Below are 25,958 nucleotides of genomic sequence, written 5' to 3' on the forward strand. Positions count from 1 at the left end.
CTCGATCGGGGGCCGGGCTACGCGGGGCATCGCGTGCGCGACACGCGCGTCATAGTGGGCGGATTGGCCGCGGTCAGCGCAGGCACAACCACTGGGTGACAGTGCGGGCGGGCGTCCACCCGGTGAAGGTGCCGACGGGGGCGGTGGTCTCGACCGAGAGGCGGGTCAGCTCGCCGCCGTACGTGCGGTAGGCGTCAGCGAGGAGTGACTCGGTCTCGAGCGTGACGCCGTGGACGACGAGGCGACCGCCGGGGGCCAGGGCGGCGAGGCAGGCGTCGAGGACGCCGGGGCGGGTGGCGCCGCCGCCGATGAAGATGGCGTCCGGGGCGGGGAGTTCCGCGAGGGCGTCGGGGGCGCGGCCCTCGACGACGACGAGGTCGGGGACGCCGAGGCGGGCGGCGTTGCGGGCGATGCGGGCAGCGCGGTCGGGGTGGGACTCGACCGCCGTCGTACGGCAGGTGGGGTGGGCGCGCATCCACTCGATGCCGACCGAGCCGGCGCCGGCGCCGACGTCCCACAGGTGCTGGCCCGGGGCCGGCTGGAGGCGGGCGAGGGCGGAGGCGCGGAGGTCGCGCTTGGTCAGCTGGCCGTCGTGCTCGAACGCGTCGTCGGGCACGCCGGCGGCCCAGGAGGTCGTGGGCCACGGGCCGGGGGTGCTGGGCAGCTCGACCGCCAGCACGTGGAGGGCGGGGACGTCGGTCGCGGGGACGGCAGCCCACGCGGACGCGGTGCGGACGTCGCGGGACTCGGTCGGCGCGCCGAGGTCGGCGAGGAGGGTGACGGTGGCGTCGGGGTGGCCGGCCTCCGTGAGCAGCTCGCCCACGACGGCGGGGGTATCCGGGCCGGAGGTAAGCAGGAGGATCCGGCGGCCGGGGGCGAGCTCGCGGAGCAGGCGCGCCTCGTGGCGTCCGACGAGGGTGACGACGACCGACTCCTCGGCCGACCAGCCCATCCGGGCGCGGGCGAGCGCGACCGAAGAGACCGCGGGAAGCACACGAACAGCAGGAGCGCCGAGCAGGCGGACGAGCGTCGTACCGATGCCCGACACCATCGGGTCGCCCGAGGCCAGGGCGACGACACGCCGGCCGCGGAGGTCGTCGAGCAGGGCGGGCAGGCCGTCGGCGAGGGGCGAGGGCCAGGGGAGCCGCTGCTGGCCCGGTACGTCGGGCCGGTCGGTCAGGTGGCGCCGGCCGCCGAGCAGGACGTCGGCGTCGCGGACCAGGCCGGCGGCGTACTCGTCCAGGCGCCCGTCCGCGCCGACGCCGACGACGGTGATCACCGGTTCGCTGTCCACGCCGGGCGGGGGAGTCGGGTCGGGCACGGGGCCGGACGCTATCGTCCTCGCACAACGTGAGGTGCCCCTGCGGCCCAACCATCGCCACGCGGTGGGGACGGACAACGGGGAGAATCTGGGAAGCCGGTGAGAGTCCGGCACAGGCCCGCTGCGGTGAACCGAGCACTCCGTGAGGAGTGACCCGGCAAGTCCGAAGACCGGCCTCGCGTCGCCAACCATGGCCAAGCGAGCGGGAGCCTCACGTGCCTACGAAGTACCCCTTTTCTGCCGTCGTCGGCTGCTACGAGGTGGCGGGTACGTCACCGGGTCTCGACGACGCTCGCCAGGGCTCGCTGCTCGACCAGCGGGGTGGTCTCGACGACGCTCGCCAGGGCTCGCTGCTCGACCAGCGGGATGGTCTCGACGACGCTCGCCAGGGCTCGCTGCTCGACCAGCGGGGTGGTCTCGAGGGCTCGCTGCTCGACCGGCGGGATGCCCGGCCGGTGGACCTCGACCCGATGGGTCTGGCGCTGGTGCTCACGGCGATCAGCCCGGGGATCGGCGGGGTGCTCGTCCGGGGCGAGAAGGGCACGGCGAAGTCGACGACCGTGCGCGGGCTCGCGGACGTGATGCCGGCGGTCGAGGTGCACGAGGGCGACCGGTTCTCCGTGGACCCGGCGGACGCCGGCGCGGTCTCGCCGGACGGCCCGTTCGCGGCCGGCCACCCGAGGCGGACCCGGCCGGTGCGGCTCGTCGAGCTGCCGGTCGGCGCCACCGAGGACCGCCTGCTCGGCTCGATCCAGCTGGAGAAGGCGCTGACCTCCGGCGCGGTCGAGCTCGAGCCGGGGCTGCTGGCCCGGGCGCACCGCGGCGTGCTCTACGTCGACGAGGTCAACCTGCTCCACGACCACCTCGTCGACCTGCTCCTCGACGCCGCCGCCACCGGCACGGTCAGCATCGAGCGCGACGGCATCTCGCTGCACCACGCGGCGCGCTTCGTGCTGATCGGCACCATGAACCCCGAGGAGGGCGAGCTCCGGCCCCAGCTGCTCGACCGGTTCGGCCTCACCGTCGAGGTGGCGGCGCCGCGGGAGCCGGCGCTGCGCGCGGAGGTGGTGCGTCGCCGGCTCGCCTTCGACGCCGACCCCGAGGCCTTCGCGGAGGAGTACGCCGCCCGGCAGGCCGACCTGACCGGCCGCATCGCCGACGCCCGCTCGCGGGTCGGCTCCGTCGTGGTCACCGACGCCGCGCTGCTCAAGGTCGCCGAGGTGTGCGCGGCGTTCGAGGTCGACGGCCTGCGCGCCGACATCGTCACCACGCGGACCGCCGTGGCGCACGCCGCCTGGGCCGGCCGCGACCGGGTCACCCTCGCCGACATCCGCGCCGCCGCGCTGCTGGCGCTGCCGCACCGGCGGCGGCGCAACCCGTTCGACGCGCCCGGCCTCGACGAGGACCTGCTCGACCGGGTGCTCGGCGACGAGGAGCTGCCCGACCCGCCGGAGCCCGAGCCGGACCCCCAGCCCGACCCGCCCCCGCCGCCCCCGGAGGGCGGCGAGGACCCCGAGGACGGCCAGGGCGGGGAGCCCGAGGGCGAGCAGCCGACCGAGCAGCAGCCCGAGCAGCCCCAGCAGACGGAGCCCGCCGAGGCGGACGCCGAGCCCGAGACCGAGGACCAGCCGGCGCCCGCGCCCAGCGGCGCCGGCGAGCCGACGACGGCGCGCGCGGGTGCGGCGTACCGCCCTCGCCTGCTCACCGTCGACGGCGTCGGCGCGGGCACCCCCGGCCGGCGCAGCCGGGCCCGGGCCACCAGCGGCCGCCGGGTCGGGGCGAGCACCGGCCGCGGGTCGCTGCACCTCGTCGAGACCCTGCGCGCGGCGGCCGAGCGGTCGGCCCGCGAGGGCGCCGGGGCGGCGGGCGGCCGGGTGCGGTTAGCGCCCGCCGACCTGCGCACGGCGGTCCGCGAGGGACGCGAGGCGAACCTCCTGCTCTTCTGCGTCGACGCCTCCGGCTCGATGGCGGCCCGGCGGCGGATGGAGCAGGTGAAGACGGCCGTGCTGTCGCTGCTGACCGACGCCTACCGCCGCCGCGACAAGGTCGCGATGGTCGGGTTCCGCGGCCGCGGGGCCGAGCTGCTGCTGCCGCCGACCGGCTCGGTGGAGATCGCCGCCGCGCTGCTCGACGACCTGCCCGCCGGCGGCCGGACCCCGCTCGCCGAGGGCCTGCTGGAGGCCGACCGCGTGCTGCGCCGCGAGCACCTCCGCGACCCGCACCTGCGGCCGCTGCTCGTGCTCGTCACCGACGGCCGCGCCACCTCCGGCGCGGACGCCGTGGAGCGGTCGCGCCTGGTCGCCGGCCACCTCGCCGCGCAGCACGTGCCCAGCGTGGTCGTCGACTGCGAGCAGGGGCCGATGCGGATGGGGCTGGCGCAGGTGCTGGCCGGCCACCTGCGCGCGGAGCACGTGCCGATGGCCGAGGTGAGCGCCGACGGCCTCGTCGACCTCGTCAGCAACCGGGCCAGCAACCGGTCCACGAGCCGGTCCACGGGCCGCGTCGCCTGATGGGCACGCTCGCCCCCCTGTTGCCGGGAACCGTCACCCTGGTCGCAGGCGGTCCCGGCGACGCCGGGCTGATGACCGTCGCCGGCCGCGCCGCGGTCGAGCAGGCCGACGTGCTGCTCGTCGACCACCTCGCGCCGCAGGAGGCGCTGGCCTGGGCCCGCCCGGACGCCGAGGTGCTCGACGTGGCCAAGCTGCCGCGCGGGCGGACCACCCCGCAGGAGCGGATCAACGAGCTGCTGGTGACCCACGCGCGGGCCGGGCGACGCGTCGTACGGCTCAAGGGCGGCGACGGGTTCGTCTTCGGCCGCGGCATGGAGGAGGTGCTCGCCTGCTCCGAGGCCGGCGTCGGCACCCGCGTCGTGCCCGGGGTCAGCTCGGCCGTCGCCGTCCCGGCGCTGGCCGGCATCCCGGTCACCCACCGCGGCGTGGTGCACGGGTTCAGCGTGATCTCCGGGCACGTGCCGCCGGGGCACCCGACCTGCACGCTCGACTACGGAGCGCTCGCTCGATCCGGCACCACCCTCGTCGTGCTCATGGGCGTCGCCAACCTCGCCGCGATCGCCGGCGAGCTGCTCGCCTCCGGCCTGCCGGGAGGTACGCCGGCGGCGGTCGTCGCCCGCGGCGGCCACCCCGACCAGGAGGTGCGCGCCGCGACGCTCGCCACCGTCGCCGACGCCGCGGTCGGCATCGGCCCGCCCGCCGTCACCGTCATCGGCGAGGTCGCCGCCTTCGCGACCACCCACCAGCCCCAGCTCGAGGAGACCCGCTGATGCCCCAGGGACAGCCGCTGACCGTGCCCGACGACGGGCTCACCACCCGCCAGCGCCGCAACCGGCCGCTGCTGATGGTCCACACCGGCGACGGCAAGGGGAAGTCCACCGCCGCCTTCGGCCTCGCGATCCGCGGGTGGAACCAGGGCTGGCGGGTCGGGGTGTTCCAGTTCGTGAAGTCCGCCAAGTGGCGCATCGGCGAGCAGACCGTCCTCGAGCGCCTCGGCGAGCTGCACCGGGAGACCGGCGAGGGCGGCCCCGTCGAGTGGCACAAGATGGGCGCCGGCTGGTCGTGGAGCAAGAAGCAGGGCGACGCCGAGGACCACGCCCGCGCCGCCGCCGAGGGGTGGGCCGAGATCAAGCGGCGGCTGGCCGCGGAGGCGCACGACCTCTACGTCCTCGACGAGTTCACCTACCCGATCGCCTGGGGCTGGGTCGACCTCGACGACGTCGTCACCACCCTGCGCGACCGGCCGGGCCGCCAGCACGTCGTCGTCACCGGCCGACGGGCCGCGCCCGAGCTGCTCGAGGTCGCCGACCTGGTCACCGAGATGACCAAGGTCAAGCACCCGATGGACGCCGGCCAGAAGGGCCAACGGGGGATCGAGTGGTGACCCGGCCCGCCGGCCACCTGCCCCGCCTCGTGGTGGCCGCCCCGTCGACCGGCCAGGGCAAGACCACGATCGCCACCGGGCTGATGGCCGCGCTGCGGGCGCGGGGGCTCGAGGTGTCCGGCCACAAGGTCGGCCCGGACTACATCGACCCCGGCTACCACGCCGTCGCCACCGGCCGGCCCGGCCGCAACCTCGACCCCCACCAGGTCGGCGTCGAGCGGATCGCCCCGCTGCTGCTGCACGGCGCGCGGGGCGCCGACGTCGCGGTCGTCGAGGGCGTGATGGGCCTCCACGACGGTCGGCTCGGCACCGACGGGTTCGCGTCCACGGCGCACGTCGCCGCGATCACCCGCACGCCGGTCGTGCTCGTGGTCGACATCGCGCGGATGTCGCGATCGACCGGTGCGCTGGTGGCCGGCATGGCGGCGTACGACCCGGCCGTGGAGGTGGTCGGCGTCGTCCTCAACCGGGCGGGGTCGGCGCGCAACGTCGAGGAGGTACGCCGCTCGCTGCGCCTGCCCGTGCTCGGGGTCGTGCCGCGGGAGGAGTCGCTGGCGACCCCGTCGCGGCACCTCGGCCTGGTGCCGGCCGGCGAGCGCGACGAGGCCGCCGCGCTGGTCACCCGGCTCGGGGAGCACGTCGCCCGGCACGTCGACCTCGATGCGGTGCTCGACGTCGCGCGGTCCGCGCCCGACCTCGACGCGACCCCGTGGGACCCGGCGCGCGAGGTGACCCCGGTGCCGGGTGGGCCGGTGGTGGCCGTGGCGGGCGGTCGGGCGTTCACCTTCGCCTACGCCGAGACCGAGGAGCTGCTCGCGGCCGCCGGGTGCCGGGTGGTGCGGTTCGACCCGCTGACCGACCCCGCGCTGCCGGACGGCACGCAGGCGCTGCTGCTGGGCGGCGGCTTCCCCGAGGTGCACGTCGGGGAGCTGGCCCGCAACACCGCGCTGCTCGCGCAGGTGCGCGAGGCGGTCGCTGCGGGACTGCCGACGGTCGCGGAGTGCGCCGGGATGCTCTACCTGCTCGACTCGCTCGACGACGTGCCGATGGCGGGGGTGATCGGGACGTCGGCGGCGATGTCGGAGCGGCTGGTGCTGCGCTACCCGGTCGCCCGCGCGGTCGGCGACAGCCTGCTGACCCGGGCGGGGGAGGAGGTGGGTGGGCACGAGTTCCACCGCACCGCGCTGACCCGCGCCGCCCGCGGGTGGACGCCGGCCTGGGAGGTCGACCGCGAGCTCATCGGCGTCGCGTCGCCGACCCTGCACGCGTCGTACCTGCACGTGCACTGGGCCGGCCACCCGCACCTCGCCCAGCGGTTCGCCGAGGCGGCCGCCGCCGCGGTGCCGGTGCCCGCGCCGCCGGCCGTCGAGCCGCCGGCACCGGTGGCGTCCGTCGTGGACCTCCCGCCCGACCCGCTGCTGGAGCCGCTGCTCCACCACGGCGACCGCGAGGTCGGGCCCGGCCTGCTCGACCTCGCCGTCAACGTCCACCCCGAGCCGCGGCCGGCCTGGCTGGAGCGGGCGCTGGCCGAGGGGGTGCGGGCGTCGACGAACTACCCGGACCCGACGCCGGCCCGCGCGGCGATCGCCGAGCTGCACCGCCGGCGGCCCGACGAGGTGCTGGTGACCGCCGGCGCCGCGGAGGCCTTCGAGCTGGTCGCCCGGTGGAAGCAGTGGCGCCACGTCGTCGTCGTGCACCCGCAGTTCACCGAGCCGCACGCCGCGCTCGAGCGGGCCGGGCACCGGGTGACCGTCGTGCCGTGCCGGGCCGAGGACGGCTACCGGCTCGACCCCGCCGCGGTCCCCGAGGACGCCGACCTCGTCGTCCTCGGCAACCCCACCAACCCGACAGGCGTGCTGCACCCCGCGGCGGAGATCCTGCGGCTGCGGCGCCCCAAGCGGGTGGTGCTCGTCGACGAGGCGTTCATCGACACCGTCGAGGGCGAGCGCGAGTCGCTCGCGCGCGACCGGCGGCGCGGGCTGCTCGTCGTCCGCAGCCTCACCAAGCACTGGTCGCTGCCCGGGATCCGGGTCGGGTACGTCGTCGGCAGCGAGCGCAGCATCGCCGGCCTGGCCGCGCGCCAGGTGCCCTGGTCGGTCTCCACCCCGGCCGTCCACGCGGCCCTCGCCTGCACCGGGCCGGTGGCCGTCGCCGAGGCCGGCCGGCGCGCGGCCCGGATCGCTGCCTGGCGGTCGGTGCTGGTCGCGGGGCTGGCCGAACGGGGCGTCGAGGTCGTCGAGTCGCAGGCGTCGTTCGTGCTCGCCCGGCTCGGGGCGGGGGCGCGGGAGGCGTTGCGCGGGCAGGGGGTCGCGGTGCGGCGGGCGGACACGTTCCCCGGCCTCGACGGCTCGTGGGTCCGGATCGCCGTGCGCCCGCCCGAGACCACCGCGCTGCTGCTCGGTGCGCTCGACGCGTGTGCGCTCGTGCCGTCGTGAGGTCGGCGGCGGGCGGGTCGGGTCGGGCTCCTGGGCGGCTCGGGGGCGCACACGATCGTTCAATTGAACGATTGCGACGCATTTTCGCCCTGAGAAGCGGTCACAACCGCGCAATTGAACGATTGTCGACGCGCCCGGACCCGAGCGGGCGCCCGGACCCGCGCAGGCGCCCGGACCCGCGCGGGCGCCCGGACCTCCGCCGGTCCCGGGCGGCGGGGCTGCTGCTCGGCTTCGCGGTCGACCGGGTGCTGGGCGACCCGCGCCGGTGGCACCCGGTGGCCGGGTTCGGGCGGCTGGCGAGCAGCTCCGAGCGCGTGCTGCACGCCGACGCGCGGGCGCCCGGCGTGGTCTACACCGCCCTGCTGGTCGGCGGGACCGCGGGGCTCGGTGTCGCCGTGGAGCGGGCCACCCGCGGCCGGCCGCTGCTGCACGCAGGCGCGACCGCGCTGGCCACGTGGACGGTGCTGGGCGGGCGGACGCTCGAGCGGGAGGCGCTGGCCGTGCACGCACTGCTCGACGCGGGCGACCTGCCCGCGGCCCGCGAGCGGCTGACCCACCTGGTCGGTCGTGACCCGACCGGCCTCGACGCCGGCGAGGTGGCGCGGGCGGTCGTGGAGTCGGTCGCCGAGAACACCTCCGACGCGGTCACGGCCCCACTCGTGTGGGGAGCCGTCGGCGGCGTACCTGCCCTCCTCGCGCACCGCGCCGCCAACACCCTCGACGCGATGGTCGGCCACCGCAACGAGCGCTACGAGCGGTTCGGGTGGGCGTCGGCCCGCCTCGACGACGTGCTCGGGCTGCCGGGGTCGCGCCTCGGTGCGCTGTGCGTGCTGGTCGCGGCGCCGGCCGGGGCACGGGACGCGTGGGAGGCGTGGCGCCGCGACGCGCGGGCCCACCCGAGCCCGAACGCCGGGGTGGTCGAGGCGTCGTTCGCGGGGTCGCTCGGGGTCACCCTCGGCGGCACGAACCGCTACGGCGACCGGGTGGAGGCGCGGCCGACGATGGGCGAGGGCCGGCCGGTCCACTCCGCCGACGTGCCGCGCGCGACCGCGCTGGCCCGCCGGGCGGGGTGGGTGGCCGTGCTGGCCGCGGCCGGGCTCAGCCGCAGGTGGTCGTCGGCGCCCGGCCGGCCAGGACCGTCCGCGCGAACGCCACGGCGTCGTCGTACGACGCCTCGACGACACCGCGGTGGTCCGCGCCCTCGTAGACCGCGTAGGTGACGTCCGCGCCCTGCTCGCACAGGCCGGCGACCAGGTGGTCGATCCCCGGCTTGCCGACGGCGGCGTCCGCCGTGCCCTGGGCCACCATCGCGGGCACGCTCAGGCGCGGTCCGGGGAGCTCGTGGCGACGCAGGTAGCGGCCGAGCGCGGAGATGTCGACGTCGGTGCGGAAGATGTCGACCGCCCGCACGCCCTCGGCGGCCGCCTGGACCTGCTCGACGCACGCCGAGCGACCGACGGACAGCAACCGGTTCCCGGTCTCGGTCAGCCACGCCGAGGCGTCGATGTCCTCGTCGCCGGCCTCCGCACCGAGCAGCAGCGGCGGCAGGAACCGGACCGCCGCGTCGGCGCCGGGCTGGTTGGACTGGACGTACGGCGCGGTCTGGCTCAGCCCCACGCCGCCGGGCGCGATCGAGACGACACCGCGCAGGCGGATGTCCGTGCGGGCGTTGGTCGGCCCCGCGGCGAAGAGCGCGGCCTGCCCGCCCTGGCTGTGCCCGGCCACGACGTAGTCGCGGCCGACGCGGCGGTCCAGGGCGCGGGCGGCGCGCACGACGTCCTCGACGGTGCGGCGGGCGCTCGGGCCGTGCATGTACGGGTGGTCGCCCGGGGTGCCGAGCCCCTCGTAGTCGGTCTGCACGACGACGAACCCGGCCGCGATCCAGCGGTCGAGCGTCTGGTTCATCCGACCGACGTAGGAGTGCGCCGGGCCGTCGGCGGTGTCCGCCGACGGCGCGCAGACGTCGGCGGTGCCCGTGGTGCCGTGCGCCCACGAGACCACCGGCCACCCGCCCTTCGGCGGCGTGGTCGTCGGCAGCGCGACGGTCCCGGAGACCACGATCCGGCGCCCGTCGACGCCCTTGGACACGTAGGTCACCAGCTCGGTCGAGCGGGCGCTGGGCAGCGCGGCCACGGTCCGCAGCGGCCGGTGGGTCAGCAGGTCACCGCGCTCGAGGTCGGGGGTACCCGGCTCCACGGCGGACGCCGCCGGGCTGCCGGCGGCGGGAGGGCCGGCCAGCGGGCCGGTGACGGCGAGGGGAGCGACCCCCAGCAGGAGGGCGGCCAGCCTGGCCGCGGGAGTGGACGAACGACGCATCGGAGCTCCTCGGGTCCGTGCCGGCCACGACGCGGGCCGGCCTGGTCGGCGCACCGTAGGAGCCGGTCACCCGGGGTCGGTCCGGCCGTGACCACTCAGCGGGACTCGCCGCTCCGCGGCCGGTCGCGCCCGCCGACCATCCGCGGCAGCGTGCCCCGGCGGAGCACCAGCGCGACGTGGGCCAGCACGACGACGTACAACGCGACGTGCGCGGCGACGTGGACCGCCACCGCGTCGTCGGCGACGAGCAGCAGCAGGCCGGTCGCGGGCACGACGATCAGCAGGGCCAGCAGCGCCTTCTCCAGCAGCCCCTGCAGCCGGCGGTCCCGCGGCGAGAGGCGGTCCGACCACGGCGGCAGGGGTGTCGTACGCCGCCACGCCAGCCGCCCGAGGCCCAGTCCGAGCAGCCCCAGCCCGAGCCCGACGTGCAGCGGGGACGGCCCGTCCTCGGCGGCGTCGATCGCCTCCTCGCGGCGCTCGACCTCGCGCTCGAACCGCTCCTCGGCGGCCTCGCCCGCCCGCTCCGCGCGCTCCTCGCCGGCCTCCTCGAACGCGTCGAGCCGCTGCTCGGCGCGGTCGGCCGCCCGGTCCGCGGCGGAGCCCATCGTGTAGCCGACGACCACCTGCACGGCCAGCAGCACCACGGTGACCCAGTGCAGGACCCGGGTGACGACGCCGTAGCCGTGGGGACCGTTGCGCAGCGCGGGCATGGCGGCACCGTAGTGCTCGCCCGGTGGGGGACGAGGCGGCGGTCAGGCGGCGGCCGGCCGCGGCCGCGCCCAGGCGAGGACCGGCACCAGCGCGAGCGCGAGCAGCCCGCCGCCGAGGGAGAGCGAGGCGAACCCGGCCGCGTCCACGACCAGCCCCGACAGCACGCCGCCGGCCGCGCCGGCGAGCGCGACCAGCACGTCGATGCTGCCCTGCACGCGCGGGCGCTCGGCCGGGGTCGTGGCGTCGACGACGAGGGCGGTGCCGGAGATGAGGCCGATGTTCCAGCCCAGGCCGAGGAGCACGAGCGCGAGGACGGTCAGCGGCAGGGAGCCGCCCGGGGCGAGCGCGGCGGTGACGCCGGCCGCGAGCAGCACCGCGCCCGAGGCCGCGGCCATCGTCGCGCGGCCCAGGCGGTCGACGAGCAGGCCGGTGAGCGGGGAGGGGAGGTACATCGCGGCGATGTGCAGGCCGATCACCATGCCGACGTCGCCGAGCCCGTGGTCGTGGTGGCGCATGTGGACCGGCGTCATCGTCATGATCGCGACCATCGTGACCTGGGTCAGCACCATCACGGTCGCGCCGACGTACGCCGCCCGCGCCGGCCGGACGCGTGCCACGGGCGAGTCCGTGCCGTCGGCCGCCGCGGCCGGGCCGGTGGCCGCGTCCAGCCGCCGGGCGAGCAGCAGCGGGTCGGGCCGCAGCAGCGCGAACAGCGCCACACCGGCGGCCAGGTAGGCGACGGCGGCCAGCAGGAACGGCCCGGAGAGCGCCGGGAGGCCGAGGCCGACGGCCAGGTCGCCGAGCGGGTCGACCAGGTTGGGCCCGGCGACCGCGCCGAGCGTCGTGGACACCAGCGCGACGCTGATCGCGCGCCCGCGGGCGGCCGGCGCGGCGAGGTCGGTGCCGGCGTACCGCGCCTGCAGGTTGGTCGCCGACCCGGCGCCGTACACGAACAGCGCGAGGAACAGCAGCGGCACGCTGTCGGCGGCCGCCGCGACGACCACGCCGACCGCGCCGACGCCACCGGCGAGGAACCCGAGCCCCAGGCCCACGCGGCGCCCGGAGCGCTGGCTGACCCGGCCGACGAGGTACGCCGTCAGCGCCGAGCCGAGCGTGAACAGCGCCGTCGGCAGGCCGGCCAGGCCCTCGCTGCCGAGCATGTCCTGGGCCAGCAGGGCGCCGACGGTGACGCCGGCGGCGAGCCCGGCACCGCCGAGCACCTGCGCCAGCACCACCGCACCGAGGGTGCGGCGCTGGACCCGGGCGCGCTCGGCCTCGTCGGCGGCGGTCACGGAGGAGTGGTCGTCCACGACTTGTATCCTAGTTGTATCCCAGGGGAACGGAGGCATCCGTGAGCAACGACACCGCCAGCACGACGCCCGCGACGGCCGCCGAGCGCGCCCACACCGCGATCCGGGAAGCGATCGTGCGCGGTGCGCACGCGCCCGGGACGATGCTGAGCGAGAACGGGCTCGCGGCCGAGCTCGGCATGAGCCGGACCCCCGTCCGGGCGGCGCTGGCCCGCCTGCAGGACGAGGGCTGGGTGACGATCTACCCCCAGCGGGGCGCGCTCGTGCGCGAGCTCAGCGAGACCGAGGTGCGCGAGGCCGCTCAGGTGCGCCACGCGCTGGAGTCCGCGGGGGTACGCCGCGGCGAGACGCGGCTGCGCGAGGCGCTGTCCGCCCGGCTCACCGCCAATGTCGCCGAGCAGGAGCGGGCGCTGTCGGCCGGTGACGTCGGGGCCTTCACCGGCCTGGCCGCCGCCTTCCACCGCATGTTCGTCGAGATGTCCGGCAACGGCGTGATGCTCGACGTCTACGACCGGCTGCAGGCCCGGCAGTACATCTCGATCATCCGCAGCGCGGACCAGGTCGTCGGCGACCCCCAGCAGGTGCTCGCCGAGCACCGCGGCCTCGCCGAGGACGCGGCCGCGGGTGACTGGGCGGCGTTCGCGGAACGGCTCGACGAGCACCAGGCCCGCAACCACGGGCTCGAGGCGGGGCCGCCGCCGGGGTAGTCACGGACGAAAACGTCCGTCACGGGGGTAGTCGAGGACAGAAACGTCCGTGACTACCCCGCCAGCCGCTGGCCGCGGCGAGCTCCGCGCGGGCGACCGCGGCGAGGGAGGCGGAGCGTCGGTGCCGATCGGGTGAACCGTCGGCCGGCGGCCGACGCCTGCCGCCGCAGCCACGACCACGACCCGCCCCGTGGACGCCGACACCTCCCGTTCACCTGTCCCCGACAGCGTTCGCCCGTGCCCACCGATCCCACGCTGCCGCTGCGCCGAGGCGCAGAGGCGCCCACGCCCCGCACCCTGGTCGACGTCTTCCGCGCGACGGTCGCGCAGGCGGCCGACGACCCGGCGGTCGACACCGGCAACGAGGTGCTCACCTACGCCGAGCTCGAGGAGTCCGCGGACGCCCTCGCCGCGCGGCTGGCCGAGCTCGGTGTTGGCCCCGGCGACACGGTGGGCGTGCGGATCAGCTCCGGCACCACCGACCTGTACGTCGGCATCCTCGGCGTCCTGCTGGCCGGGGCGGCGTACGTCCCCGTCGACGCCGACGACCCCGACGAGCGCGCCCGCCTGGTCTTCGGCGAGGCCGACGTCGCCGCGGTGGTCGGCAACGGGCTGGCGGTGGTCGCCCGGCGCCCGCTGGACGCGCAGGTGCCGCGCCCGGTGGAGGAGCCGGGGCTCGGCGACGACGCGTGGGTCATCTTCACCTCCGGCTCGACCGGCACCCCGAAGGGCGTCGCGGTTTCCCACCGCAGCGCGGCGGCCTTCGTCGACGCGGAGTCGACGCTCTTCCTCCAGGACGCGCCGCTGGGTGTCGGCGACCGGGTGATGGCGGGCCTCTCGGTCGCCTTCGACGCCAGCTGCGAGGAGATGTGGCTGGCCTGGCGGTACGGCGCGTGCCTGGTGCCGGCGCCGCGCGCGCTGGTCCGCAGCGGCGTCGACGTCGGGCCGTGGCTCGTGGCGAACGGGGTCACCGTCGTCTCGACCGTGCCGACGCTGGTGGCGCTCTGGCCGGCGGAGGCGCTGGCGCAGGTGCGGCTGCTGATCATGGGCGGCGAGGCGTGCCCCCCGGAGCTGGCGGCCCGGCTGGTCGCGCCGGGCCGGGAGGTGTGGAACACCTACGGCCCGACCGAGGCGACCGTCGTGGCGTGCGGTGCCGAGCTGACCGGGGAGGGGCCGGTGCGGATCGGGCTGCCGCTGGCCGGCTGGGACCTCGCCGTCGTCGACGCCGACGGGCACCACGTCGCGCCGGGGGAGACCGGCGAGCTGATCATCGGCGGCGTCGGCCTGGCGCGCTACCTCGACCCGGCCAAGGACGCCGAGAAGTACGCCCCGATGCCGACCCTCGGCTGGGACCGCGCCTACCGGTCGGGCGACCTGGTCGTCTTCGACCCCGAGGGGCTGCTCTTCGGCGGCCGCGCCGACGACCAGGTCAAGCTGGGCGGGCGGCGGATCGAGCTCGGCGAGGTCGACAGCGCGCTGCTGGGGCTGCCCGGCGTCTCCGGCGCGGCGGCCGCGGTGCGGCGTACCTCCGCCGGCAACCAGCTGCTCGTGGGGTACGTCGCCGTCGACGCCACCTTCGACCAGGCCGCCGCCCTGGACCGCCTGCGCCGGGCGCTCCCGGCCGCGCTCGTCCCGCGCCTCGCGGTCGTCGACACCCTGCCCACCCGCACGTCGGGCAAGGTCGACCGCGACGCGCTGCCCTGGCCGCTGCCCGCCGCGGCCGAGGCGCCGACCGCCGGGCTGACCGCGACCGAGTCGTGGGTGGCCGGGCTGTGGGTGGAGGTGCTCGGGGCGGGCGCGACCGGCCGCACGGACGACTTCTTCGACCTCGGCGGCGGCAGCCTCACCGCCGCGCAGATGGTCTCGCGCCTGCGGGTGCGGCACCCGGAGGTCGCGGTCGGCGACATCTACGAGCGGCCGACCCTCGGGGAGCTCGCCGCCTACCTCGACGGGCTCGCGGCGCCGGGCGCCACCAGCGACCGCACCGTGCCCGCGGTGCCGCTGAAGACCCAGGCCGGCCAGGTCGTCGCGACGGTCGCGCTGCGGATGCTCGCCAGCCCCCGCTGGGTGACCTGGGCGGCGATCGGCTGCCACGCGGCGGCCCTGCTCGGCGTCGACGGCCTGCCCCGGCCGGCGTGGCCGCTGGTGCTGCTCGGCTGGCTGGTGTTCCTCAGCCCGCCCGGCCGGATGCTGCTCGCGGCCGGCACCGCGCGGCTCGTGCTGGCCGGGGTGGGCCCGGGCGACCACCCGCGTGGCGGCAAGGTGCACCTGCGGCTGTGGCTGGCCGAGCGTGCCGCCGACGAGCTGGGCGCGACCGGGCTGGCCGGCGCCCCGGCGATGACGTGGTACGCCCGGCTGCTCGGCGCCGAGGTCGGCCGCGACGTCGACCTGCACTCCCTCCCGCCGGTGACCGGCCTGCTCCGGCTCGGGAAGGGCTGCTCGGTCGAGCCCGAGGTGGACCTGCGCGGCTGGTGGGTCGACGGCGACGTCGTCCACCTCGGCCCGGTCTCCGTCGGCGCCCGCGCCAAGGTGGGCGCCCGCTCGATGCTGTGCCCCGGCGCCGAGGTGGGCCGCGACGCCGAGGTGGCCCCCGGGTCGGCGGTCCTCGGCCGGGTCCCCGACGGGGAGTTCTGGTCCGGCGCGCCCGCCACGCGGGTCAGCGAGGCGGCGCGCGGCCCGTGGTCGGGCCGTCCGGCGACCTCGCGCGCCTGGGTCGCGGCGTACGCCCTCGTGGCCGCGCTGCTGGCGCTGCTGCCGGTCGCCGCGGTCGCCGCGGGCGGGGCCGTGCTGCTGGCGCTCGGCCCGACGGCGTACGACGGCGCGCGGGACGCGCTCACGGGCCTGCTGCCCTGGCTGCCGCTCGCCACGCTGGTCGGCCTGCTCGTCCTGGCCGCCCTGGTGTGGGTGGTGGTCCGGCTGGCCGCGCTCGGCGTCCGGCCCGGGGTCCACCCGGTGCGCAGCGGCCCGGCGCTCGCGGTGTGGACGACCATGCGGGTGCTCGACGAGGCGCGGACCTGGCTGTTCCCGCTCTACTCCTCGCTGCTCACGCCGGTCTGGCTCCGGGCGCTCGGCGCGCGGGTCGGCCGCCGCGTCGAGGCCTCGACCGTGCTGCTCGTGCCGTCGCTGACCCAGGTCAACGACCAGGCGTTCCTCGCCGACGACACGCTCATCGGCGGCTACGAGCTCGGCGGCGGCTGGTTGCGGGTCGAGCGGGTCAAGATCGGCAAGCGCGCCTTCGTCGGCAACTCCGGCATGGCGGCGCCGGGCCGCAAGGTGCCCAAGGCGTCGCTGGTCGCCGTGCTCTCGGCCGCCCCGCGGCGCGCCCGCGCGCGGTCCGGCGGGTCCTGGCTCGGCAGCCCGCCGGCGCCGCTGCGCCGGGTCGCCCAGGACACCGACGGCGGCCGCACCTACGACCCGCCGACGCGGCTGCTCGTGGCGCGGGCCCTGGTCGAGCTGTGCCGCCTGGTCCCCGTCGTGCTCGCCGTCGCGCTGACCCTGGTGGTCGCGGTGGTGCTGGTCGCGCTGCTGGACCGGTGGGGCACCCTCGTGGCGGTGCTGCTCGCCGGCCCGCTGCTCGCGCTCGGCGGCCTGGTCGCCGCCGCGGTCACGACCGCCGCGAAGTGGCTGCTCGTCGGCCGGGCCCGGCCCGGCGCCCACCCGCTGTGGAGCTGGTTCGTGTGGCGCAACGAGCTGGCCGACACCTTCGTCGAGGTGCTCGCGGCGCCGTGGTTCGCCCGCGCCGCGGTCGGCACCCCGCTGCTGACCGCGTGGTTCCGCACGATGGGCGCCCGGATCGGCCGGGGCGTGTGGTGCGAGACCTACTGGCTGCCCGAGGCCGACCTGGTCGACCTGCGCGACGGCGCCACCGTCAACGCGGGCAGCGTGGTGCAGACCCACCTGTTCCACGACCGGATGCTCAGCACCGACACCGTGACCCTCCTGCGGGGCGCGACGCTGGGCCCGAACAGCGTCATCCTCCCCGCGGCGACCCTGGGCCGCCACGCTACGGTCGGCCCCGTGTCGTTGGTGATGAGGGGCGAGTCCGTGCCGGACAAGACCACCTGGATCGGCAACCCCATCGGCCCGTGGACGGCGGAGCGGTGAAGCTGCCCGGACAGCAGGGCCTGCCCACCGCCGACGACTACCTCCCGGGGCACGGCGACCCCGCCTGGAGCGCCCGCCACTACGACCTCGAGCTCGACTACGACCTCGAGCCCAACCGGCTCCGCGGCCGTGCCACCATCGACGCCGTCGCGGTGGCCGAGGACCTCGACCGGGTGGTCCTCGACCTCGCCGGGCTGGAGGCCGACAAGGTCACCGTCGACGGCCGCAGCCCGAAGCGGTGGACCACCCGCGGCAGCCGGCTGGTGGTCTCGCTGGCCGCGCCGCTCGCGGCCGGGACCGGCTTCCGGCTCGTCGTGAAGTACGCCGGCACGCCGCGGCCGCTCGTCGACGACGTCCACGGCGACGCCGGCTGGGAGGAGCTGGAGGACGGCGTGATCGTCGCGGGCCAGCCGCACGGCGCCCCCACGTGGTTCCCCTGCAACGACCGGCCCGACGACAAGGCGACGTACCGCATCACGGTGACGACCGAGCCCGGGTACGTCGTGGTCGCGAACGGCGAGCGCACCGAGCGGGTGCGGCAGGGCAGCAGCCTGCGGTGGGTGCACGAGCAGCGCGAGCCGATGGCGACGTACCTCGCCACCGTCCAGGTCGGGCGGTACGACGTCCACGAGCTCGACGGCGCCCGGGTGCCGGTCCGCGCCGCGGTGCCGGAGGGCACCGACGTCGCCGACGAGGCGTTCACCGCGGGGTTCGGCCGGCAGGCGGAGATGGTCGCGGTCTTCGAGGAGCTGTTCGGCCCCTACCCGTTCGCGGCGTACACCTCCGTGGTCACCGCCGACGACCTGGAGATCCCGCTCGAGGCGCAGGGGCTCTCCACCTTCGGCGCCAACTTCCTCGACCCCGACTGGCGCTCGGTGCGGCTGGTCGCCCACGAGCTCGCGCACCAGTGGTTCGGCAACGCGGTGACGCTCGCGCGCTGGCGCGACATCTGGCTGCACGAGGGGTTCGCCTGCTACGCCGAGTGGCTGTGGTCCGAGCGCTCCGGCGGCGACCCCGCCGACGTGCACGCCCGGTCCCACCACGAGCGCCTCGCCGGCCTGGACCAGGACCTCGTGCTCGCCGACCCGGGTCCGGGGACGATGTTCGACGACCGGGTCTACAAGCGCGGCGCGCTCACGCTGCACGCCCTGCGGCTGACCGTGGGCGACGAGGCGTTCTTCGCGCTGCTCCGCACCTGGTGCGAGCGGCACCGCGGCGGGTCGGTCACCACCACCGAGCTGGTCGCGCTGGCCGGCGAGGTCACCGGGCAGGACCTGGGCGGCCTGTTCCGGGCGTGGCTCGACGAACCGGCGCTGCCCGACCTCCCGGCGCTGCCGGACCGGCCAGGCGCCAGCTGACGCCCCGGCCCGCGACCGTCCCGACGTAGCCGTCGGGCGCACCCAGGTCGTGGGTGGGCACGTCGTCCGGGAGGCCGTCGCGCGGGTCGTGGGCCAGGCCGGTGCCGGCGTGCTTGAGCAGCGCCTCGGCCCGCGTCCACGCCTCGCGGTCGCCGTACGTCCCGACCGGAGGGCCCTCGCGCTCGACGTCGACGCCGACCGGGCCGTCGTGGCTCCAGGCCAGCGCGACCAGCCCGTCGGCGTACGCGAGGGAGACGTGGGGCAGCGGTCCGGCGCCGGTCAGCAGCGGCCGGCCGTGGTCGGCGCCGCCGCAGCGCGGGCAGAGCCGGACGACCCCCGTCGCGCCGGTGTGCTCGAGCAGGAGCCGCTCGGCCAGCGCGCGCAGGGCCTCCCGTCCCGACCCCACCGACCCGTCCGTCCCCTCCGTCCGCACGGCGCCGACGATAGGCCGCTCGCCGCGGCTCGACGGGCACCAGGCCCGCGACCACGGGCTCGGGCGGGACCGCCGCCGGGGTAGTCACGGACGCAAACGTCCTTCACGGGGATGGTCACGGACGAAAACGTCCGTGACTACCCAGCCAGGCGCTCGGTGCAGGCCGGTCCCCGCGGCCGGTCCGGCGGGTGTTCGCCGGCTGTGCGCCTGTGGTCCTCCCGCCGGTGGAGCGGCGGTGGCCGGCCGCGGTCAGGGTGGGGTGCCGTGAGCGGCAGCGTCGTCACGGTGACGGTCCTCGGTGCCGCCGTCGTCGTGTTCTGGGTCTGGGCCGTCCTCCGGCTCTGGCGCTGACGTCGGGCGCCGGCCGGCCCGCACCAGCGCCGCGGCCGAGCCCAGCACGAGGATCAGCGCGAGCAGTAGGTAGGAGCCGCCGGCCAGGTGCTCGACGGGGCCCCAGTCCAGTTCGCGGTCCTCGCGGTGCGGCGGCCACCAGAGCAGCCGGGTGGCGAAGACGGCCACGACGACCGGCGCGGTCCGGGGCAGGGCCAGCACGGCCACGACCACCCACACCCAGTGGTGGCTCCACGAGACCGGCGACGCCAGGAGCATCGCCGCGCCGGCGAGCGCCAGGCCGAGGTCGCGGTGCCCGCGCCGGTACCACGCGACGCCGCTCGCGAGGGCCGCGAGGGACGTCGCCCCGGCCACGACCAGCCACGACGCGGTGGACGGGTGCCCGTCGCCGAGGCGGGCCAGCAGCCCGTTGACGGACTGGTTGCTGACGAAGGCGACGCCGCCGACCCGGTCGGGGTCCCAGACCGCCGCGGTCCAGTACGCCTCGGCGTCGCGGGGGAGCACGGCCGCGCCGAGCAGGACCGTGCCGCCGAAGACCGCCAGCGCCCGCCCCGCCTGGCCCCCGCGGCCGACCAGGGCGAGGAGCACGACGAAGACCAGCGGCGTGAGCTTGAGGCCGGCGGCGACCCCGAGCAGCCACGGGCTGCGGGCCCGGTCCGGCTGCAGCACCGCCGCGGTGACGAGTCCCAGGAGCAGGAGGTTGACCTGCCCGAACGACAGGGTCTGCTCGACCGGCTCCAGCACGACGAGCCCCGCGAGGACCAGCCCGAGGGCCGTGGGTCCCGTCGTCGGGGCGAGCAGGCGGACCGTCCAGCCCAGCGCGGCGACCGAGGCTCCCGCGAGCAGGCCGGCCGCCAGCGGCGAGGGGAGCACCGCGAGCGGCAGGAACAGCAGCGCCGCGAACGGCGGGTAGGTGAACGGCAGCCCGCTCGCCGGGTCGGTGCCGGCGTACACCTCCTCGCCGCGGACCACCTGCCCGGCGCCGAACCGGTAGACCGACAGGTCGACGAACGCCGGCGCCGAGGTCGCCTCCACGGCCGCCGCGACGACGGCCGCGACCGCGGCGAGCCCCAGCACGACCGCCTGCCGGCGGTCCGGTCGCACCACGTCCGCGGGCCCCGGGTCAGACCGCGGGGCGCAGGGCGTCGTACGCCGCGTGCTGCTCGACGAGGGCGGCGTAGGCCTCGACGCAGTGCCGCTCGGAGAGGCGGTGCCGCTGGCCGAGGATCCGCGCCCGGTGCCCCTCCCGGGCCTCGAGCGCGGCCTCCCACGCGAGCGCGACGTCGTCCGGCTCACGGCCCGTGACCAGCCGGGGGTCGCCGACCATCTCCGCGGCGTCGCCGACGTCGGTGGTGACCGGCACGGTGCCGCTGGCCATCGCCTCGAGCAGCGACAGCGGCGCCGCCTCGCCGTAGGCGCTGGTCAGCGCGACGAGGTCGGCGGCGTTGTAGAGGCGCGGCATGTCCGCCCGGATCCCGAGCAGGTGGACCCGCTCCTGCGCGCCGGACCAGCCCCGCAGCGTCGTCGCGACGAGGTCCGCGAGCTCGCCGTTGCCCGGCGACATGCCGGCTCCGCAGAGCACGACGTGCGCATCGGGGCGCCGGCGCGCGAGGACGGCGGCGGCCCGCAGGAAGAGCGGGACGTCCTTCATCGGGTCGAAGCGGGCCGAGAGGAGGACGACGGGTGCGGCGTCCGGGACGCCGAGCTCGCGGCGTACGTCGCGGCGCTCGGCGGCCGAGGGGCGGTAGCGCCGCAGGTCCACGCCGTTGTGCACCACCGGCAGCCGGCTCAGCGCGATGCCGGTCGCCGCGTGGTAGGCCCGCTGGGTCGACCGCGCGCAGCAGACCGCCGACGTGACCACCCCGCGGTCGACGAGCTCGACGAGGTCGGCCACCGCGGACCCGTGGTGCTCGGGGTCGGACCGGTGCAGGGAGACGAGGACCGGGGTGCCGCCGGTGTCCACCCGCCGCAGCGCCGCGAGCGGCTGCTCCTTCAGCGACAGGACCAGGTCGGCGTCCGCGACGGCCCGCTCGAGACGGGCGAGGTGCGCCCGGCCCAGGGCGCCGGTCGACGACCGGTCGAGCGCGTCGACGGCGACGCCGGCGGCGGCCAGCCGCCGCCAGCTGCCGTCGCGGTCCGCGCGCTGGACGGTGCCCTCGCGGTCCGTGCTGCTCGCGAGGCCCAGCACGCTGTGCCGCTGGTCCGTCGCGGCGTGCAGGCCCGCCACCATCGAGGTGTGCTGGATCCGCGCACCCCCGGCGAAGAACCCCTCGTAGACCGACAGCACCCGCGTCCCGCTGTGGGGACCGGACACCCTCGCCACCCTCGCCATGCACCACCCCTGTCGTCGGTGGCGCGAACCTAGGCGCCCCCGGGGTGGACGAGGGGCGTCCTGCGGTGAGCGGAGGATGAAGGGCCGGCGTCGGTCAGGTGACGCCGCCCGCGACCGGTCGTCAGCAGGTGCTCGGCGGATCCTCAGCGGGCGAAGCGGGCGAGCCGCTCGCCGTCGAGGACCGCGATCGAGCGGCGGCCCAGCTCGATCCAGCCACGGCCGGCGAAGCTCGCGAGGGCCTTGTTGACGGTCTCGCGGGCGGAGCCGACGAGCTGGGCCAGCTCCTCCTGGGTGAGCTGGTGCTCGATCATCACGACGCCGCGCTCGTCCTCGAGACCGAACTGGTCGGCCAGCTTGAGGACCAGCCGCGCGACGCGCGTGGGCACGTCGGCGAAGACCAGGTCCGCGATGACGTCGTTCGAGGCGCGCAGCCGGCGGCCGAGGTGGCGCAGCAGCAGCGGCGCGGCGGCCGGCTGGTCGGCCAGCCAGCGGTCGAAGCGGGCCTGGGACAGCTCCAGCACCACCGCGGGGGTGAGCGCGGTCGCGGTGGCGGTCCGGGCGCTGCCGTCGAGCAGGGACATCTCGCCGACCGTGTCACCGGGCCCCAGCACCGCCAGGATGCTCGGCCGGCCGCTCGCCGTCGTCCGGGTCAGCTTCAGGCTGCCCTCGCGCACCAGGTACAGGCTGCGCCCCGGCTCGCCCTGCTCGAAGAGCCGCGCCTGGCGGGGGACCTCGCGCACCTCGAACGCGGCGAGCACGTCGGCCAGGACCTCCTCGTCCAGGCCCAGCGCCGCACCCAGGCTCGGGTTCAGTGCCGCGGCGACCGCGGGGTGGACGCCTGCATGCCGTTCAGTCACGGGTCCATCGTCCCCTGTCGGTGGTCGCCGCGGGTGCCACTCGCCGAAGCCGGAGCCGTTCGACCGTGGTGCCCGTCACGAGGTGCTCGGCGACGACCGCGGCCGCGCCGGCGGGGTCGACGCCGCCGTACCAGACGTCGTCCGGGTGCACCGTGACCACGGGAGCCCGGTTGCACGGGAACTGGCAGCCGGTCTGGGTGAGCAGCACGTCGTCGTCGCCGAGGTCGTGCCGGGCCAGCTCCAGGACGAGCGCGGCGGCGGTCTCCTCGGCTCCCGCGGCGGTGCAGCGTGGCCCGCGGCAGACGAGGACCTGGTGGCGGTGGCGCGGCACGTCCCCCCACGCCGCGGAGCGCAGACCGGGGCCGGGGCCGGTGACCGGCCGGGCGCGCGCGACGAGGTCGTCCCAGGCGGTCTCGTCGGTGAGGTTGAGGTACGCCGGCGCGGTCAACAGCTCGGGGGCCCCGGCGCCGTACGTCGCCCACCAGTGCGCCGCGACCCGGCGCAGCCACGACACCCCGGGCCCGGCCGCCCCGCCGACGCCACCGCCGACGCCACCGCCGACCCCGACGAGCACGACCCGGGTGGCGCCGTCGTCGGCGAGCCGGGTGAGCACGGTGCCCAGGCCGGGGGAGCCGAGCTGGAGGAAGGCGAGGTCGGCGCCGACGCGACGCGCGAGGGCGAGGAGCTCCCCGCGGCGCGCGGGGTCCGCGGGGGTCGTGCCGACGAGGACGTGCGCGGTCACGGCGCCTCCACGGGGCCGTCCCACACCAGGTGCGGGCGGGACAGGCGGGGGTGCGGTGCGAGCGACGCCTCGACGCCGTACACCTCGCCCAGCAGCGGGGTGGTGAGCGCCGCCCCGACCGGGCCGTGGCCGCGCACCCGGCCGCCGTCGAGCACCACCACGTCGTCGCAGAAGGCGGCGGCCAGCTCCAGGTCGTGCAGGGCGGCGACGGCGGTGAGGCCGAGCTCGCGGACCAGGGAGAGGAACCGCAGCTGCTGGCCCAGGTCGAGGTGGTTGGTGGGCTCGTCGAGCAGGAGCACCTCCGGCTCCTGGGCGAGCGTGCGGGCCAGGTGCGCGCGCTGGCGCTCCCCGCCCGAGAGGGTGCCCCACGTGCGCTCCGCGAGGTCCGAGAGCCCCACCATGCCGAGGACCTCCTCGACCACGGCGTCGCCGCGCGGGTCGTGCCGCGCGCCACCCAGCCGGCCGCGGTGCGGGAGCCGGCCGAGGGCGACGACCTCGCGGACGGTCAGGTCGACGGTGGTGGCGGCGTGCTGCTCCACCAGCGCGACGGTGCGGGCGCGCCGGCGGTCGCCGAGCCCGCGGAGGTCGGTGCTCCCGACCCGGACGGCGCCCGCGTCGGGGCGCCGCAGTCCGGCCAGCACGTGGAGCAGGGTGGTCTTGCCCGAGCCGTTGGGGCCGAGCAGCCCGGTCACCCGGCCGCCCGCGGCCCGCACGCCCACGCCGTCGAGGACGGTGCGGTCGCCGAGGCGGACCGTGACGCCCTCGGCGGTGAGGTCGGGCAGGTCGTCGTGCGCGCCGCGGTGGACGCAGTGCTCGCGGTGGCTCATGAGGCGGTCCTCCGCGCCATCAGCCAGACCAGGACGGGCACGCCGATGAGCGCGGTGAGCGCGCCGATCGGCACCTCCTGGCCGTCGACGAGCGACCGGGCGGCGGTGTCGGCCCAGACCAGGAGCACCGCGCCGGCGACCGCCGAGGCCGGGAGCAGGGCGCGGTGCCGCGACCCGACCAGCGGCCGGACCAGGTGGGGCACGACGAGCCCCACGAAGCCGATCGCCCCGGCGTACGCCACCGTGGTGGCCGTGACCAGCGCCGTGGCCACCATCAGCACCCACCGGGTGGCGGCGACGGGGACGCCCAGCGAGCGCGCGGACGTCTCCCCGAAGGCGAAGGCGTCGAGCCGCTCGGCGTACGCCAGGAACCACACCAGCGCCACGACCGCGGCCGCGGCGAGCACCAGCGCGCTGCCCCAGCGCAGGCCCGCCAGCGAGCCGAGTGTCCACGCGAGCACCCGGCGGGCGGCGTCCCCCTGGCCGTGCATGATCACGACCACCGAGGTGTAGGCGCCGCACAGGTGCGCGACCGCCACACCGGCCAGGACCGTGCGGTGCGGGCGCAGCGCGCCGCCCCCGGCCGAGGCGACGAGGAGGACGGCCGCGAGCGCGGCGAGCGCGCCGGCGAACGCCGCGACCGGGAGCACGGCCTCCCCGGCGAGGCCGCCGAGGCCCACGCCGAGCACGATCACGCTGACCGCCCCGACCCCGGCGCCGCTGGAGACGCCGAGGAGGAACGGGTCGGCGAGGTCGTTGCGCGTCAGCGACTGCAGCACCGCGCCGCAGGAGGCGAGCACGGCGCCCACAGCGACCGCGCCGAGGACCCGCGGCAGCCGCAGCTGCCAGACGAGCTGGTCCTCCAGCAGGTCCACGCCGTGGTCGCCGAGCCCGGCCCGTCGGGCCAGCACCGCCAGCACGCGGCTGACCGGCACGTCGACCGACCCCACGCCGAGCGCGACCGCGCAGCTCGCGAGCAGGACCAGCAGCGCGCCGAGCGCCAGGAGGCCGCGGCCGGCGCGGCCGCGAGCGTCCCGCGTGCTCACCCGCCGAGCCCGAGCTCGCCGAGCTGGTCGGCGAGCGAGGCCGCCCCGTCGACCAGCCGAACGCCGGCGGTCGACTCCGAGAACGGCACCACCGCGTACCTCTGCTCGCGGACGGCGGTCAGCCGGCTCAGCACCGGGTCGGACTCGAGGTGGGCCCGCTTCTCGGCGGCGGGGTCCCAGGCGGCGTCCACGAGCACGATGACGTCGGGGTCCGCCGCGAGCACGTCCTCCCAGCTGCCGTCGGCCCAGGAGCCGTCGAGGTCGCCGAAGACGTTGCGCGCGCCGATCGCGTCGAGGACCAGCTGCGGGCCGCCCTCGCCGGCGCCGACGGTGGGGGACCTGGTGCCGCCGTCCCACCACAGGACGTCGAGCCCCGCGCCGGCTGCCTCCGCCCCGAGGTCGGCGAGCCGGTCCTCCTGCTCCGCCCGGAGCCGCTCGGCGGCCTCGGGGTGGCCCAGGGCGGCTGCGACGTCGGCGACCTCGCCCCAGACGGCCTCGAAGGACGCGCCCGGGCGGTCGCCGGCCTCCGGGCAGCCGAAGGGCGAGAGGTAGGAGCCGACGCCCGCGGCCGCGAGGTCCTCCTGCGTGCCGGCGACGGCCGGCTCGAAGGCGCTGGCGTAGGAGGCGTAGACGAAGTCGGGGCGGGCGGCCAGCAGCTGCTCGTTGGTCGGGTACTCCGCCGAGAGGACCGGCACGGCGTCGTACGCCGCCTGCCACCGCGGCGGCACGGCGTCGTCGAGGTAGGCGGTCCCCGCGAGCTGGTCGGCGAGGCCGAGGGCGAGGACGACTTCGGTGGCGCCCTGGTTGAGGGTCACCACCTCGCTCGGCGGCTCGTCGACGGTGACCTCGTGGCCGCAGCTGGTGACGGTGACGGAGCTGTCGGTGGGGCCGGGTGGGGCCGACTCGGCGGCCGGGGCCCCCGCGCAGGCGGACAGCAGCCCGGGGGTGAGCAGGGCCGCGGCCAGCAGGGCAGGGCGCAGGACGGTACGACGGATCATCGGTGGTGCTCTCTTCCAGGAACCCTCGTGGAGGTGAAGCGCCGTGGCCGGTCTCCTGGCTCGCGCATCGACGTCCGACGACCGACCTTCCCAGGCTCGCGCCCAGTGGTCCTGACACCTGGGTGTCAGTGAGGTCGCGGGACTCCGCGCTCACAGTGGCGAGGGCCGCGCCGGTCTCGCACCGGCTTCCCGTTCACCACGGCACGCGGAACGTAC

At 77.1% G+C, this 25,958-nt stretch carries 19 protein-coding genes, 1 pseudogene and 2 riboswitches; of the genes and pseudogenes, 8 read left to right on the forward strand and 12 right to left on the reverse strand.

The genetic code is table 11. The features are described from left to right. Nucleotides 1–73: 73 nt before the first annotated feature. A complete protein-coding gene (gene cbiE / locus QWY28_RS06595) occupies nucleotides 74–1,321 on the reverse strand; it encodes a precorrin-6y C5,15-methyltransferase (decarboxylating) subunit CbiE (protein WP_300951526.1) in 1,248 nt (415 codons plus the stop codon). A 45-nt stretch (nucleotides 1,322–1,366) separates the two neighbouring features. After that, nucleotides 1,367–1,514: riboswitch (cobalamin riboswitch) on the forward strand. A gap of 277 nt (nucleotides 1,515–1,791) precedes the next feature. Here cbiE and QWY28_RS06600 point away from each other — a divergent pair. From QWY28_RS06600 to QWY28_RS06620, 5 genes are all read left to right on the forward strand, one after another. Then, a complete protein-coding gene (locus tag QWY28_RS06600) occupies nucleotides 1,792–3,831 on the forward strand; it encodes a VWA domain-containing protein (protein WP_300952281.1) in 2,040 nt (679 codons plus the stop codon). After that, complete coding sequence (gene cobA / locus QWY28_RS06605; protein ID WP_300951527.1) at nucleotides 3,831–4,601, forward strand: uroporphyrinogen-III C-methyltransferase; 771 nt, start codon at nucleotides 3,831–3,833, stop codon at nucleotides 4,599–4,601. The genes QWY28_RS06600 and cobA overlap by 1 nt, the downstream gene beginning before the upstream one ends. Next, nucleotides 4,601–5,215 (forward strand): cob(I)yrinic acid a,c-diamide adenosyltransferase, encoded by a 615-nt coding sequence (gene cobO, locus QWY28_RS06610; RefSeq protein ID WP_300951528.1) that lies wholly within the window; start codon nucleotides 4,601–4,603, stop codon nucleotides 5,213–5,215. Before cobA ends, cobO begins: the two co-directional genes overlap by 1 nt. Beyond that, on the forward strand, nucleotides 5,209–7,650 hold the full coding sequence (gene cobBC, locus QWY28_RS06615; RefSeq protein ID WP_300951529.1) for a bifunctional hydrogenobyrinic acid a,c-diamide synthase/histidinol phosphate aminotransferase CobBC: 2,442 nt from the start codon (nucleotides 5,209–5,211) through the stop codon (nucleotides 7,648–7,650). Before cobO ends, cobBC begins: the two co-directional genes overlap by 7 nt. A 122-nt stretch (nucleotides 7,651–7,772) precedes the next feature. Further along, the gene (locus tag QWY28_RS06620; protein WP_300951530.1) at nucleotides 7,773–8,870 is read left to right on the forward strand and encodes a cobalamin biosynthesis protein; all 1,098 of its coding nucleotides are present in this window, start codon (nucleotides 7,773–7,775) and stop codon (nucleotides 8,868–8,870) included. A 16-nt stretch (nucleotides 8,871–8,886) separates the two neighbouring features. On the opposite strand, the pseudogene QWY28_RS24400 reads toward QWY28_RS06620, so the two are convergent. The 3 genes and pseudogenes from QWY28_RS24400 to QWY28_RS06635 form a co-directional block, all read right to left on the reverse strand. Then, nucleotides 8,887–9,966, reverse strand: a pseudogene (locus QWY28_RS24400) (alpha/beta hydrolase family protein); the annotation flags it as partial. 95 nt (nucleotides 9,967–10,061) lie between these two features. Beyond that, the gene (locus QWY28_RS06630) at nucleotides 10,062–10,676 is read right to left on the reverse strand and encodes a cytochrome b/b6 domain-containing protein (protein ID WP_300951531.1); all 615 of its coding nucleotides are present in this window, start codon (nucleotides 10,674–10,676) and stop codon (nucleotides 10,062–10,064) included. Between the two features lie 42 nt (nucleotides 10,677–10,718). Next, entirely contained in the window at nucleotides 10,719–11,987 is a 1,269-nt protein-coding gene (locus QWY28_RS06635) for an MFS transporter (RefSeq protein WP_300951532.1), read from the reverse strand. 41 nt (nucleotides 11,988–12,028) lie between these two features. On the opposite strand from QWY28_RS06635, the gene QWY28_RS06640 reads away from it, so the two are divergent. From QWY28_RS06640 to QWY28_RS06650, 3 genes are all read left to right on the forward strand, one after another. Continuing rightward, nucleotides 12,029–12,694: a GntR family transcriptional regulator gene (locus QWY28_RS06640; RefSeq protein ID WP_300951533.1), complete on the forward strand. Its 666-nt coding sequence runs from the start codon at nucleotides 12,029–12,031 to the stop codon at nucleotides 12,692–12,694. Between the two features lie 237 nt (nucleotides 12,695–12,931). After that, nucleotides 12,932–16,798, forward strand: a complete 3,867-nt coding sequence (locus QWY28_RS06645; RefSeq protein WP_300951534.1) for a Pls/PosA family non-ribosomal peptide synthetase — start codon at nucleotides 12,932–12,934, stop codon at nucleotides 16,796–16,798. Beyond that, the gene (locus QWY28_RS06650) at nucleotides 16,795–18,156 is read left to right on the forward strand and encodes a M1 family metallopeptidase (RefSeq protein WP_300951535.1); all 1,362 of its coding nucleotides are present in this window, start codon (nucleotides 16,795–16,797) and stop codon (nucleotides 18,154–18,156) included. The genes QWY28_RS06645 and QWY28_RS06650 overlap by 4 nt, the downstream gene beginning before the upstream one ends. Here the strand turns inward: QWY28_RS06650 and QWY28_RS06655 are convergent. The 8 genes from QWY28_RS06655 to QWY28_RS06690 all read right to left on the reverse strand — a co-directional run bounded on the left by QWY28_RS06655 (nucleotide 18,059) and on the right by QWY28_RS06690 (nucleotide 25,742). Further along, entirely contained in the window at nucleotides 18,059–18,589 is a 531-nt protein-coding gene (locus QWY28_RS06655) for a 4'-phosphopantetheinyl transferase family protein (RefSeq protein WP_300951536.1), read from the reverse strand. The two genes, QWY28_RS06650 and QWY28_RS06655, sit on opposite strands and share 98 nt — an antisense overlap. A gap of 249 nt (nucleotides 18,590–18,838) precedes the next feature. After that, entirely contained in the window at nucleotides 18,839–20,047 is a 1,209-nt protein-coding gene (locus tag QWY28_RS06660) for a glycosyltransferase 87 family protein (protein WP_300951537.1), read from the reverse strand. Nucleotides 20,048–20,063: 16 nt separating this feature from the next. After that, nucleotides 20,064–21,254, reverse strand: coding sequence for a glycosyltransferase (locus QWY28_RS06665; protein WP_300951538.1), 1,191 nt, complete (start codon nucleotides 21,252–21,254; stop codon nucleotides 20,064–20,066). A 161-nt stretch (nucleotides 21,255–21,415) separates the two neighbouring features. Then, on the reverse strand, nucleotides 21,416–22,129 hold the full coding sequence (locus QWY28_RS06670) for a Crp/Fnr family transcriptional regulator (protein ID WP_300951539.1): 714 nt from the start codon (nucleotides 22,127–22,129) through the stop codon (nucleotides 21,416–21,418). Next, nucleotides 22,122–22,871: a (2Fe-2S) ferredoxin domain-containing protein gene (locus QWY28_RS06675; RefSeq protein ID WP_300951540.1), complete on the reverse strand. Its 750-nt coding sequence runs from the start codon at nucleotides 22,869–22,871 to the stop codon at nucleotides 22,122–22,124. Before QWY28_RS06675 ends, QWY28_RS06670 begins: the two co-directional genes overlap by 8 nt. Next, complete coding sequence (locus QWY28_RS06680) at nucleotides 22,868–23,698, reverse strand: ABC transporter ATP-binding protein (protein WP_300951541.1); 831 nt, start codon at nucleotides 23,696–23,698, stop codon at nucleotides 22,868–22,870. The genes QWY28_RS06675 and QWY28_RS06680 overlap by 4 nt, the downstream gene beginning before the upstream one ends. After that, nucleotides 23,695–24,744, reverse strand: a complete 1,050-nt coding sequence (locus tag QWY28_RS06685) for a FecCD family ABC transporter permease (protein WP_300951542.1) — start codon at nucleotides 24,742–24,744, stop codon at nucleotides 23,695–23,697. Before QWY28_RS06685 ends, QWY28_RS06680 begins: the two co-directional genes overlap by 4 nt. After that, entirely contained in the window at nucleotides 24,741–25,742 is a 1,002-nt protein-coding gene (locus QWY28_RS06690) for an ABC transporter substrate-binding protein (protein WP_300951543.1), read from the reverse strand. The genes QWY28_RS06685 and QWY28_RS06690 overlap by 4 nt, the downstream gene beginning before the upstream one ends. Before the next feature lie 28 nt (nucleotides 25,743–25,770). Next, nucleotides 25,771–25,958, reverse strand: a riboswitch (cobalamin riboswitch).

Origin of the sequence: Nocardioides oceani (assembly GCF_030412965.1) — a bacterium.
GTDB classification, from domain to species: Bacteria; Actinomycetota; Actinomycetes; order Propionibacteriales; family Nocardioidaceae; genus Nocardioides; species Nocardioides oceani.

Coding starts and splice junctions, on each gene's coding strand:
- QWY28_RS06630 (WP_300951531.1), bottom strand. CDS start 10,676: ATGCCCGCGCTGCGCAACGGTCCCCACGGCTACGGCGTCGTCACCCGG.
- cobO (WP_300951528.1), top strand. CDS start 4,601: ATGCCCCAGGGACAGCCGCTGACCGTGCCCGACGACGGGCTCACCACC.
- QWY28_RS06690 (WP_300951543.1), bottom strand. CDS start 25,742: ATGATCCGTCGTACCGTCCTGCGCCCTGCCCTGCTGGCCGCGGCCCTG.
- cobA (WP_300951527.1), top strand. CDS start 3,831: ATGGGCACGCTCGCCCCCCTGTTGCCGGGAACCGTCACCCTGGTCGCA.
- QWY28_RS06680 (WP_300951541.1), bottom strand. CDS start 23,698: ATGAGCCACCGCGAGCACTGCGTCCACCGCGGCGCGCACGACGACCTG.
- QWY28_RS06600 (WP_300952281.1), top strand. CDS start 1,792: ATGGGTCTGGCGCTGGTGCTCACGGCGATCAGCCCGGGGATCGGCGGG.